Genomic DNA, 13159 nt, shown 5'->3' on the forward strand with positions numbered 1-13159 from the left:
TATAGCGTTAAAAACATATTTTGACAATATGGTGGTATCAATGATAAGAGAGCTTAAAACCTTTGTCGCCGTCTGCGAGTTAGACAGCTTTGCGGCGGCGGCTCGGCATATCAATCTGACCCAATCGGCGGTCAGCGCCCAAATCAAAACCTTAGAAGACAATTTAGGCATGTCATTATTCACCCGCTCTGCTCGGGCGATCACCCTTAACCCGCAAGGCACGCGCGTATTGCCGATCGCCAAAGAGATTTTGGCGCTTTACTCGACGATGCCGCTGTCCTCAGAGACGGATATTGCCAGCTACTATGGACAGCTTAGGATTGGCTCGATCAACTCAGTGCAAGTGGGTATCTTACCCGAGGCGCTAAAAGCGATTACGTTACTCGCCCCACTCATGCAGACAGAAATTGTTCCTGGACGTGCGGTAGAGTTGTTTGACAAGCTCGAAGTTGGAGAGATAGATGCAGCGATTACCATACAGCCAGCTTTTGCCTTACCAAAAGATATCGTAACCCAATCTATCATGACTGAGCCTTATGTGCTGATCAGTCCCAAAAAATGGCCGTTTCATAGTCTGAGACAAACGCTTGAGCAGCATCCTTTTATTCACTACACCTTACAGTCCTCAGCTGGCGCAAAGCTCAACAGATTTTTTAAGCAGCAAGATATTAAGGTCAATACGATTATGGAGATCAATGATCTGGATGCCATCGTGAGAATGGTAGAGTCAGGTCTAGGTGTGGCCTTGATTCCCTATGCAGGCTTATGGATCAGAAGTGCGCCGCCCGTCCAAATTCATTATCTAGGGGATAACAGCTTGGTGCGCGAAGTGGTGCTGGCATATCGTTATAGCGATCGTCAGCAGCCACAAATCAATGCGCTAAAGCAGGTACTGGGGCTATAAACCAGACCTCAAAATTTCTTTAAAAGGCCTACCTCAAAACTTTCTTTTTTCGATAGAGCCGTCTGATTTGTCATATTTCTTGAGCATCAAATATTTTGGGTCTGAGAGCCGAATATTTGCGTTTTTCTGTTGCTTATTTCTCGGTTACGATAGCGCCAATGTTTAGTAGCGCTAAGACAAAACGCTCAATGGATTCATGTTTGTCTGCCTACTACCTAAACCCCTCTCATTGCTAAGAAGTTATAACAATATGAAAAATACCGATAATCTCGTCGCTGACCAAGCACATACTCGCATTGAAAAAGATTTGCTGGGCGAGCAAGCCGTTCCTGCAACCGCCCTTTATGGCATTCAAACGCAGCGCGCCGCGCAAAATTTTGATATTACAGGGGTGTCAATCAGTCACTTTCCTGATTTGATCAAAGCACTGGCAATGGTAAAAGCCGCCGCTGCCAAGGCCAACTACCAGCATGGTTTGCTTAGTGAAGATAAGCTCGGCGCTATTACTGAGGCGTGTACGGATTTGATAGAAGGCGAGCACCATGAGCAATTTATCGTGGATCTCATTCAAGGTGGGGCGGGCACGTCGACCAATATGAATGCCAACGAAGTGATTGCTAACATCGGCCTAAAAAAAATGGGCTTTGACTACGGTCAATACCGTCATCTGCATCCCAACAACGACGTCAATCGCTCGCAGTCTACCAATGATGTCTATCCCAGCGCGGCGCGTCTGGCGATTGTGTTTGCAGCACAACCACTACAAGAGGCTATCAACAAGCTACAGAGCAGCTTAGCCGCCAAAGGCAAGGAGTTCAGCAGTATTTTAAAAATGGGCCGTACTCAACTGCAGGATGCAGTGCCCATGACGTTGGGTCAAGAGTTTGATGCGTTTGCCAGTGATCTAGGCGGTGAGACGGCGCGCATCGAGCAGGCTTGCCTACAGTTGTGCGAAGTGAATTTAGGTGGTACGGCGATTGGGACTGGTATCAACGCGCCTAAGGGTTACGCCAGCTTAGCCGTGAGTGAGCTGGCAACTATCAGCGGTCTGCCAGTCACGCTTGCCGACGATTTGATCGCCGCTAGCGCGGATATGGGAGCATTTATTACTTTCTCGAGTGCGCTTAAACGCCTGTCTATTAAGTTGTCCAAGTTAAGCAATGATTTGCGCTTATTATCCAGCGGACCGCGCACGGGTCTGGGTGAGATTAATTTGCCCGCCATGCAACCTGGCTCATCGATTATGCCTGGTAAAGTTAACCCTGTGATTCCTGAAGCCATGAACCAAGCGGCATTTCAGGTGATGGGTACAGATATGACGATCACTATGGCAGCAGAAGCAGGACAACTGCAGCTCAATGCAATGGAGCCACTGATTGTTTATAACCTACTCAATAATGCGCGTCTGTTAGAAAAGTCGATTGCGATGCTTGATGAGCGCTGCATTCAAGGGATTACAGCCAATGAAGCCCGCTGCGCGCAGCATGTTGAAAACAGCATCGGTATCGTGACCGCGCTGGTACCGCACATCGGCTACGAGAATGCCAGTCGTATTGCAGGAAATGCGCTGCTGAGCGGTTCAGGCGTCGCCGAGCTAGTCAGGCAAGAAAAGCTGCTTAGTGATGAGGCGCTTGCAGCGATTTTATCGCCCGATACGATGGTCAGCAGTATCTAAATATACTAAGTGCTAACCCAACCTATCAAAGTAGCGCACAGCAATACTAAGACTGCTGTGTGCTTGTCATGCTTATTTAGCTATAAGTATAAAATCAAAATATATCAATACATAATGTTATTGGTCTGTCTTGGCTCTTTTGCATGCTCGTGACTTCGTAAGCCTTTCATTGTGACTCGACACCTTTATGGTGATATGGGTCTTGAATGGATTGTAGAAAATATTTGTAATATTAATAAACGTTTTCCTATATCGAATACTGCATATGGAAGTAGGCATGTATTATCATTTTGATAACTATTCACACTGGTAGATTAGAAAATTTTTAAGTGAGATTGGGGTAGGTAAGCTAGTTTTTGAATCTGTCCAACATCATTTTATTTATGAAAGTGCAATTGAATATCTGGTGGTGTTCTAAAAATTATGCTGGCGATAAAAGTCAATCAGAAACCTATGCTAAGTTCTCTGTTTATATAGGGCTTTCAAGGCTTCAAAAATTGTTCAAATTTCAATCAGCATACTTTTTGATACACCATCGAATATCTAAGTGAACGCTACTTCTAGCAGCTCATAAAGATGTTCCCCATCTCCAACACATCATTAAGATTAGGCTGCGTATAGATCAATCGATCTTTTAACAGCCCCTTTAATCCTCACTAGCATAACCCGGAAAGGCTTCCATAATCAGCAATAATCTGGCGATAAATATGATGTTTGAATTGCCTTTCGTTTATTCTTTCGCCAGCATCTTCGCCTTTGATAATGTTTGTGCTGGACAAGTAGTTGGTAACTATTGCTATAATATCGCATCACTATGACTGGCTAAATAGGTCATAGCTGTTTTACACTTGATAGATGCTGCTACAGCATGGCAATGCATATTTATTGGTGGATAAAAGTATCAATTTTAGTCTATTATTAATAGTTCATATATGAGATACCATTTGTATAGGGATAGATGATGAATTTTTTGGCTATCGATGTAAAAATAGTCAATTCAGAAAAGATGAGCTGTCTATAAAACGTACAGAAGTTGCTGATAGCGCAGCAAAGCAAGGTGTTGATGTTAAAGCCAGTGTATCTAAAAAGCTTATTTATAGTCTAATCCAGATAAAACCGATACAATACTTATAACAAATTAATTTAACATCATCAACTATGACCTATTCAATAGACTATCGCAAACAGGTACTTTCTAGCATCGCTAATTGCATGACCATTCGAGAGGCTTCTTTGTTTTATGGACTTAGCACCAGTACTATTCACAGCTGGCAGCAGAATTTAGTTCCTAAAACAAAGAGAAATAAAGCACCGACTAAAATACCTGATGACAGATTGATCGAAGACGTCAGAAGATACCCAGATGATTATAACTACGAAAGAGCTCGCCGCTTGAACTGTAGTAAAACGGGTATCTTTCATGCCCTAAAACGCCTCGACATTAGTCAAAAAAAAGACCTTGGAACATCCAAAAGCGTGTCCGATAAAGAGAGTGATATATCTAAGTAAGCTTGATAGCTTTATGCAGCAAGGCTACCCCATCGTCTATATAGATGAAAGTGGCTTTGAGAGCCTCTGCGCCAAGGATGGATGGAGAATGATTTGCCTAAACTGTTTCATGATATGGGCTGTATCGATTTTATATTGAACTGATTGCAGTAGATATCGACATCAATATTATTACAGAACATAATTTTCTTAAAACGCTTAAACTCTGATCTTGCTATACTACTTTTTTAGTTAATGCTCTTGAAATGGGTTTTACAGGTAATGAAAAATTTTATCGACAATGTATTGGCGCTATTTAGAAAGAAACATAACGCCAAAAAAAATGAGGCGGAAAATCATTTCATAGATTTGCCGCCTGATATAGACCCGTCTAAAATTATTGTAGAGACCAAAGTTAATTCAGACGTTGTAAGTCATAATAACTTCACTAATCCTAGCACCCAAAATCGTTCTGCGAAACAGAGCAAGGCGTGCGGATATCGTAATGAGCATTTAGATGATATTGATGAGCTAGCAACTTTTGTAATCTCATCAAATAAGAAAAAGCATGATATCGCTTCATCGAATCATAAGCTAGGACGCTGGGTATCAAGGTATGAGTCTCTAAAGATACAGGGACGTATCATTGATAAGGGCTTCTTTTATTTTGGTGGCAAGCTTGAAACTTTGATTGGTTACGGCATTGAGCCATCGTTAATAAATGATAGCTTATCGGTCGGTTCGCCAAAGGCAATTGATAACAGCTCACAGATCTATAGTGACGAGTCACTTGGCTATTGGCCAAGTTATGATACGCTATCACCCTTATGCCGCGGGATTTATTTAGACTGGTTGGCTTCAGATCGGACGAATCCCAATACACCAATTGGATATGTTTTCATTTACTTTGGTGGGTTTGAACGTAGGGTGATTGAAGGTATTAGTAACGATATCGTGTCTGATGATGAGTTTGTCAATATTTATAATGAGGTGTTACGGCTGCATGATATTTATGGCAAACAATCCTCATTCAGTAATTATTCAGCGAATTTTTTAGAGTTTATGACGCTAGTACGCTCGCCACTTTTTGAATCAAAAATACAAACAGCACAGCTTTTACCGCCGCCAGCCAGTAGTCAAAATCTAACCTTTAAAATGCAATTAGCAAAAATGGTAACCTTAAAGCTACCTATTCCTGCCACCTTAGCATGGGAGTGGCTGATTTTTTCTAATGAATATAACTTCAAAACACCTGCAAGACGCTGTGAATCAGAGTTTAGCGATCTGTTTGAGGTTTTATATCAAAAAGCTTATCCAAATGGATTTATCGTCCCTCCTAATAAAACCAAATTAAAGATCAGTTATCATGCTGCGAGTCGATCCATTGTGAGTGTTGACCTTACCCTTGATGATTTGCAAGACCCAAGCGTTTTAAAAGCACCTGTCAAAAAACTGATAGCCATTGCCGAACAATGTAACGAGGCTTTGGATGCTTACAGTCGCCATCTGGGTAGAGAAGGTAACTCTGCAACAGACATAGACGCTATTATATTACTGCCAAAAGCGCTGATTCAGCAGCTGGCGTATCAAGAAAAGTATCCAGTCATACAAAACTTTAAGGCATGGGCAGAATCTGTTACTCAAAACGATGAAGGGCTGACGACAGTTAAAGAGCTATGGAGACATTTGGATGAGTGGTCGTCACATACTATGCCCAAATCATTTACTAAAAAATATGGTGAGATGATTACCAATTTAGCGGAGTTGGCTGGCTTTGGTGTTGTACCAGATCAGCGTTATCATCAGACGAGTTTTAAGACAGATGGGTGTGTGGTTTTATTTGATGGTGGTCATGGTCAAAACTTTGAGCCGAGTGCATCATTTCACCAGATCAGTTTGGCGCTTAGATTGGGTGCCATGGTTGCAACCATTAATGGTTATATCGATAAAAGAGAGGTGGATACGCTACTGACGATTATTGAGCAAGACCCTAAGCTTACTGCTATTGAAAAGGCGTCGCTAAAGGCTTATCTGTTATGGCGCTTAAATAGCCCCGATAATATGGCGGGTCTAAAGGCAAAGCTAGCATTACTTGATGAAAAGCACATTAGCTTTATCAGTCGTTTTATCATTTCAGTTGCCTTAGCTAACGGGAATGTAGAGCCAAGTCAAATCAAACAAATTGAAAAGTTGTATCAGGCTTTAGGTCTTGATAAAAACTCAGTGATTAGTGATATTCATCATTTAACCAGTGCTAAAAAGAGTATGCCAACGTTTAGTGATGGAACACAGAAAAAGACGACCAGTGACAATAGTATTGGGGCTAATGCTAATGTCTCAGATCGTAATAGTAAGCCATATATTTTTAATGCAGAATTATTAGCTGCGTATGAAAGCGAGACAGGCGACGCTAAAGCAATGCTGGCGAGTATATTTGCAGCAGATAATGATGATATGGAAATGGATAATGAGTCGCTATCAGATGAGCAAATAAATAATGACACTGAAGCTGATAGGCTCAAAGAATCTGTTGTTAAAGGTTTAGATACTATTCATAGTAAGCTTTATCGGCAGTTGATTAGTAAAGAGGTATGGCAAATAGAGGAAGCTGAAGTGTTATGTGAGTCCTTAAATTTAATGATAAATGGGGCTATCGAGACTATCAATGATTGGTCGTACGATAATGTCGATGCCCCAGTATTGGAAGCTGAGGATGAGATAGTGATTGACTATGAGATTGTCGAAGAGTTAAAAGTATTGGACTAAATATAAGAATCAGTAAGGATGAATAATGACCAGGAAAAAAATCAGAGCAAAAGAGCGTGATGCTATTATTCAATCATTGAAGGCGGGAGTTACGCCCAAGGTCGGGATTCAGCATATCCAAGTGGGGCGTATGAATGAGCTCAAAGCGCTCATAAGTGATATTGAGCGCGTCGCTGATGGTGGCTCGGCGTTTCGTCTTATTATTGGTGAGTATGGTTCAGGCAAGACCTTTTTTTTAAGTGTGGTAAGGGCCATTGCGCTTGAGCGCAAACTGGTCACTGTTAATGCTGATTTGTCGCCTGACAGGCGTATCCAAGCATCGTCAGGACAAGCAAGAAACTTATATTCTGAGCTTATGCGTAATTTGTCTACTCGTAATAAACCAGATGGTAATGGTTTGGCCAGTGTAGTAGAGCGCTTCATTACAGAAGCGCGCAAACAAGCAGATAGTACTGATGAGGCTATTAGTGAGGTTATCCAGCACAAACTGGCTGAATTAACAGAGTTGGTTGGGGGCTATGATTTTGCTAAGGTTATTGAAGCGTATTGGCAAGGTCACGAAGAAGGTAATGATGAGCTGAAGGTCAATGCGATTCGATGGTTACGTGCAGAGTACTCAACAAAGACCGATGCTAGACGTGATTTAGGCGTGCGTACTATCATATCTGATGCCTCTTTTTACGATGCGCTTAAAATAATGAGTTTATTCGTACGGCAGGCAGGTTATCAAGGATTGTTAGTCAATCTTGATGAGATGGTCAACTTGTATAAGCTTAATAGCACACAAGCACGCCAAGCCAATTATGAGCAGATTCTACGTATTCTAAATGACTGCTTACAAGGTACCGCTGAGTCTCTAGGGTTTTTATTGGGCGGTACGCCAGAGTTTCTACTCGATCCGCGCAAAGGGTTGTATAGCTATGACGCCTTGCAAACGCGATTAGCAGATAATAGCTTTGCCAAGCGGGCAGGTGTCATTGACTATTCTTCGCCTGCATTGCATTTGGCGAGCCTCACACCAGAAGAGTTATATATCTTACTTAAAAACCTGCGTCATGTTTATGCGGGTGGTGATGAAACTGAATATCTGGTACCTGATGAATCCTTACAAGCTTTTTTACAGCATTGTAGTCAAACAATCGGTGATGCTTACTTTAGAACGCCTCGCAATACCATTAAAGCATTTTTGGATATGCTAGCTGTCATTGACCAAAATCCAGACATTTTATGGGATCAACTTATTGAATCAGTAACTATCGACCCTGAAATGCCATCCGATATGGACATTGACATGAGTGGTATGGATGAAGAAGACGAGCTTACTGATTTTAGGCTATAGGTCACCAATAGTATCAATAAAAAACATGAGAAACTACCTTTGAGAGACGCTCATCTCCAGCTCGACTTCCGTATACAGCGTTGGATATTTAACCAAGGTTGGAGTGGATTGCGCGAAGTGCAAGCTAAGGCTATCGCGCCAATTTTGTCTGAAAAAACCGACGTACTGATTAGTGCGGCGACTGCTGCTGGCAAGACTGAAGCGTTCTTTTTGCCAGCGTGTAGCGCCCTTATCAAGTCATATGATGCGCAGAATGTAGATAGATATGAGAAAGAGGGGCAGGGCAACGGAGTAGGCATTCTATATATAAGTCCACTAAAAGCGCTCATTAATGATCAATATCGAAGGCTTGAGAGTTTAGCAGACCTGCTCGATATGCAAGTGACGCCATGGCATGGTGATAGTCCACAGAGTAAAAAGAATAAGCAAAAGAAGTCGCCATCCGGAATTATTTTGATTACACCTGAGTCGCTTGAATCTTTATTGGTTCGGGATGCAGGTTGGGTCAAACAAGCTTTTAGTAATCTAAAATATATTGTGATTGATGAGTTTCATGCTTTCTTGGGTAGCGAGCGTGGTCAGCATTTACTATCACTTTTGACGCGACTTGAGCATGTCACTGAACGTTTAAATTCACCTATCCCAAGGGTAGCGTTGAGTGCAACGTTGGGAGAACTTAGAAGCGTACCGCAGTCACTAAGACCTAATCAGTCACTACCTTGCGTCATCATTGAAGAGGATGAAGCAGCAGCTAGCATTAAGGTGCAGATAAAAGGTTACATAGAGCCCAGTCAGTTAGCGCTTAGATCAAATAATGAACACGTTAATGTTGAAAGTTTTGGCTCTAAATATTCTCTCTCTAAAGATACCGACTCTGAAAATATGGGTATTCAGCATCCCTATACTGCCGAAGCACAAGTCTGTACTGACTTATACCGTTTATGTCGTGGCGGTAGCCATCTAGTATTTGCTAATAGCCGCAAGCGTACAGAAATGATTGCTACAGAGCTGAGCGAGCTATGTGAGCGTAACATCGTGCCCAATGAGTTTTTCCCTCATCATGGCTCACTCTCAAAAGAGCTTAGGGAAACCTTAGAAACACGACTACAGAAAGAAGCGCTGCCAACCACCGCTATATGTACCATGACCTTAGAGCTAGGGATTGATATCGGTAAGGTTGATACGGTGCTACAAGTGACAGCGCCGCATTCTGTAGCCAGTCTTAGGCAGCGGCTCGGACGCTCAGGTAGGCGTGGTAGTTCAGCCGTACTTAGAATGCTCATTACCGAAAAAGAAATCAGTAAAGATACCAGTCTCATTGATGATCTACGTCTTGAGTTAATACAGTCACTAGCGATGATAAGACTGTTGATTGTCGATAAGTGGTTTGAGCCGGCGGACACTTCGTTATATCACTTCTCAACGCTATTGCATCAAGTACTAGCGACTATCGGTCAATGGGGCGGTATTCGTGCTGACCAGCTTTATATACTGTTATGCAAACAAGGACCTTTTCAAAAAATACAACCAACTTACTTTAAATCGCTGCTTAGCCAGATGGGAAGTGCTCAACTGCTTACCCAACTCGGTAATAATCAATTAGTGCTAGGTATTGTCGGTGAGCGTATTGTTGGGCATTACACTTTTTATGCAGTATTTAAAACCCCAGAAGAATATCGTATTGTGGCGGGTAATAGGACGCTTGGAACGCTACCAATCGAGACTATGCTATTACCTGAGCAGTACATCATTTTTGGTGGTAGACGCTGGCAAGTTAAAAATGTTGATATAGATAAAAAAGTAGTGGATGTTATCTCTGTTAAAGGCGGTGGTAAGCCTCCAGCTTTTAGTGACAGTAGTATGTCTATACATGACCGAGTACGCCGAGAAATGTATGAGATATTGAACAACGGCGATTATCGTATTGCAGTTGGCAAGCAACATCTAGATTTTGCTGATACGACGGCCAGAAACTTATTTTTAGAAAGTATGGATACTTTTAACAGGTACGATTTAAGCAATCGACCGGTTATAGATAAAGATGGTCATAGCTACATATTTATGTGGCGTGGCGATAAGATAGTGAACACTTTAAAAATGCTGCTTATACGAGATGACTTTGTCGTTGAAGATTATGCAGGTGTCATCCGTATTGATAAGATTACATCTGTTCACATGACCCAATATTTAAAAAATCTTGCCAATCAAACGTTGCCCACCGCCACTGAGCTTGCAGAAACGGTACCTAACAAAATGATTGAAAAATTTGATGAATACTTACCTGATGATTTGCTCAATATTGGTTACGGTGCCCAAATGTTTGATATCGTTGGATTGGAAGAGTGGTTGGAGCATTTTAAAAATAAACTCAGTATTTTGTGACATACTAGTGAAAGCGTGTCAGTAATGAGGAGATAATGAGCTAACTTATTATGGTAAGTAGCAATCGCACGGTACTTTTTAATCTTGGTTGTGTAGTTAGGGTTGCATTATATACAAGGTGCTTCAAAGCATAAATTAAGGTTGGGGTTGTTTTTATATTTGCTTTTCTCTGATTTGGTCACGGTACTGATGTTGAGACCTTTATCTCGTTAGATTAACTTAATAGTTTGATTGTATAATAATATATAAAAACGCTGCAACCTTCAAAAAATAAACAAAAAAAATCCTCACTACTTAATAAAAGTAGTGAGGATTTAGTGCTCTTTCAAGCCATATTTGGAGCGGGATAAGAGATTCGAACTCTCGACCCCAACCTTGGCAAGGTTATGCTCTACCACTGAGCTAATCCCGCTAAATCATCTGATAAACAATATATCGTCTAGATGATGACGAGATATTATACGCAGTTTCTTTTTAATGTCAAGCACTAATTTTAAAAAAAGTAAAAATTAGCAAAATAGGCATAGGAAGGGGCTGCCAACTTATGTTATAACTTATTTTTATGATTATCATTCCAAAAATATGGCTATGGATACCGTGTATTTATGGCCATGAATCATAAATAAATAGATGACTCAGATCATCATTATTCACGATAACAGACAAGGACAGAAAAAATGACACAGCACTATACGATTGCAGATTATTTGTTTGAACGTATCCACGAGGCGGGCGCGACTGATATATTTGGGGTACCAGGGGATTTTAATTTGCCATTTCTGGACAATATTATTGCTTCAAAAGACTTGCGCTGGGTGGGCAATACCAATGAGCTAAATGCAGGTTACGCCGCAGATGGTTACGCGCGCGAGCGTGGGTTTGCGGCGATGGTGACGACCTTTGGCGTGGGTGAGCTGTCCGCGATTAACGCCACTGCAGGCTCGTTTGCCGAGTATGCGCCCGTACTGCATGTGGTGGGTGCCCCTGCGATGGCACAGCAAAATGCCAAGCGCCGCATTCATCACACCTTGGGCGATGGCGTGTTTAATCACTTTATCAAGATGGTCGAACCCGTCACTGTCGCACGTGCGCAAATCACACCGGAAAATGCGGCATCAGAAATAGACCGCGTGATTCGAGTGATACTTAAAAAGCAACGCCCTGGTTATTTGATGCTGTCGCCAGATGTGGCGCGCCAGCCCATTTATCCACCGACCACCAAGCTCATGGACAGTGAAGAAGACATCACCAGTCAGGCGGCGCTCACAGATTTTAGACAAGCGCTGATTGAGTTTTTGCCCAATAAGACCACCACGCTGATGGCAGATCTGATGGTGCATCGTTTGGGACTGCAAAATGAGCTAAAAGCTTTAATCGCAGACACCAACATCCCTTACACCACGCTCTCTTGGGGCAAGACCTTGCTCGATGAGCATAGCGAGCGCTGGGCAGGCACGTACGCGGGTGTGGCTTCGCGCCCTGTGGTCAAAGACGCGGTGGAAAACTGCGAATGTCTAATCAAAATCGGGGTCAATTATACCGACACCACCACGGCAGGTTTTAGCCAAGATATTGACGATGATGTGGTGGTGGATTTGCATTATGAGCGCGCCTCAGTGAGCGGCAAGACATTTGCACCGATTGCGCTCAAAGACGCATTACATACCTTACATGAGGTCATGATCTCTGGCATTGACATTACGCCCAAACCATTTTGTGAGCCGATGCAGACGCATCAGCAAAATGGTGCAGACGATGAAGCAATCAGACAAGATGATTTGTGGCATATCGTTGCTGCCCAGCTGGCGGATAATAATTTGGTGTTTGCCGATCAGGGTACGGCTTACTTTGGTATCAGTGACGTGCGTTTGCCTGAAGGTGTCACTTGCTATGGACAACCAATGTGGGGTTCTATTGGTTACACGTTGCCTGCCAGCCTTGGCGCGGCAATGGCCTCGCCGAGTAAACGCAGTGTGGTACTCATCGGTGATGGTTCAGCACTATTGACCATACAAGAGCTGGCGACCATGATTGCGCAGCGTATCAACCCCGTTATCGTGCTAATCAACAATGACGGCTACACGGTTGAGCGCGCGATTCATGGCGAAAACCAGCCGTACAATGACATTCCAGCATGTCAGTGGTCACTGATGCCGCAAGCCTTTGGTGGTACGGATGAGTCGGTATTGGTACTAAAAGCCACGACTGCAGGCGAGTTGAAATCTGCCTTTGAGCAAGCTGCTGAGGCGACTGACAAGCTGGTGATGCTGGAGGTTATGACAGATAAGTATGACATTCCACCGCTGCTTGCGGACATTACCGCAGCACTAAAACCAAAAGCGGACTGATAGTAAAACGAGCGTTATCCATACTATATAAGCAGATATGCTAAAAAAGGCCGATACCATGTTATCGGCCTTTTTGTGTTGATAACTTGGTGACTGATGACATCGCTATGATAAATCGTCAATGGCATGCATCGCCGAATATCAACTGTATCATTTGGATGATAAAAAAATTAATGGTATCAATCAGTTATGATTACCGATAATCATGTATGAATTGAGTTGACTGCCTAATATTCCCCTTGTGGTGGCCTGCGAAT

The 13159-nt window shown here is 42.6% G+C and carries 7 protein-coding genes and 1 tRNA gene; 7 read left to right on the top strand and 1 reads right to left on the bottom strand.

Annotated elements, in window-relative coordinates:
* Nucleotides 1-40: 40 nt before the first annotated feature.
* The 6 genes from ACFI32_RS09640 to ACFI32_RS09665 all read left to right on the top strand — a co-directional run bounded on the left by ACFI32_RS09640 (nt 41) and on the right by ACFI32_RS09665 (nt 10554).
* The gene (locus tag ACFI32_RS09640; protein ID WP_462626375.1) at nt 41-904 is read left to right on the top strand and encodes a LysR substrate-binding domain-containing protein; all 864 of its coding nucleotides are present in this window, start codon (nt 41-43) and stop codon (nt 902-904) included.
* Nucleotides 905-1154: 250 nt separating this feature from the next.
* Nucleotides 1155-2579, top strand: coding sequence for an aspartate ammonia-lyase (locus ACFI32_RS09645; RefSeq protein WP_462626376.1), 1425 nt, complete (start codon nt 1155-1157; stop codon nt 2577-2579).
* A 1158-nt stretch (nt 2580-3737) separates the two neighbouring features.
* Complete coding sequence (locus ACFI32_RS09650) at nt 3738-4088, top strand: IS630 transposase-related protein (protein ID WP_462626377.1); 351 nt, start codon at nt 3738-3740, stop codon at nt 4086-4088.
* 261 nt (nt 4089-4349) lie between these two features.
* Complete coding sequence (locus ACFI32_RS09655) at nt 4350-6833, top strand: tellurite resistance TerB family protein (protein WP_462626378.1); 2484 nt, start codon at nt 4350-4352, stop codon at nt 6831-6833.
* Between the two features lie 25 nt (nt 6834-6858).
* Nucleotides 6859-8172 (top strand): ATP-binding protein, encoded by a 1314-nt coding sequence (locus ACFI32_RS09660; RefSeq protein WP_462626379.1) that lies wholly within the window; start codon nt 6859-6861, stop codon nt 8170-8172.
* Nucleotides 8173-8289: 117 nt separating this feature from the next.
* On the top strand, nt 8290-10554 hold the full coding sequence (locus ACFI32_RS09665; RefSeq protein ID WP_462626412.1) for a DEAD/DEAH box helicase: 2265 nt from the start codon (nt 8290-8292) through the stop codon (nt 10552-10554).
* Between the two features lie 337 nt (nt 10555-10891).
* Here ACFI32_RS09665 and ACFI32_RS09670 read toward each other — a convergent pair.
* Nucleotides 10892-10966, bottom strand: a tRNA-Gly gene (locus tag ACFI32_RS09670).
* Between the two features lie 265 nt (nt 10967-11231).
* Here ACFI32_RS09670 and ACFI32_RS09675 point away from each other — a divergent pair.
* Nucleotides 11232-12902, top strand: coding sequence for an alpha-keto acid decarboxylase family protein (locus tag ACFI32_RS09675; RefSeq protein WP_462626380.1), 1671 nt, complete (start codon nt 11232-11234; stop codon nt 12900-12902).
* The last annotated feature ends 257 nt before the right edge of the window (nt 12903-13159 follow it).

Source organism: Psychrobacter sp. PSi21, assembly GCF_054960615.1.

Coding starts and splice junctions, on each gene's coding strand:
- ACFI32_RS09640 (WP_462626375.1), top strand. CDS start 41: ATGATAAGAGAGCTTAAAACCTTTGTCGCCGTCTGCGAGTTAGACAGC.
- ACFI32_RS09645 (WP_462626376.1), top strand. CDS start 1,155: ATGAAAAATACCGATAATCTCGTCGCTGACCAAGCACATACTCGCATT.
- ACFI32_RS09650 (WP_462626377.1), top strand. CDS start 3,738: ATGACCTATTCAATAGACTATCGCAAACAGGTACTTTCTAGCATCGCT.
- ACFI32_RS09655 (WP_462626378.1), top strand. CDS start 4,350: ATGAAAAATTTTATCGACAATGTATTGGCGCTATTTAGAAAGAAACAT.
- ACFI32_RS09660 (WP_462626379.1), top strand. CDS start 6,859: ATGACCAGGAAAAAAATCAGAGCAAAAGAGCGTGATGCTATTATTCAA.
- ACFI32_RS09675 (WP_462626380.1), top strand. CDS start 11,232: ATGACACAGCACTATACGATTGCAGATTATTTGTTTGAACGTATCCAC.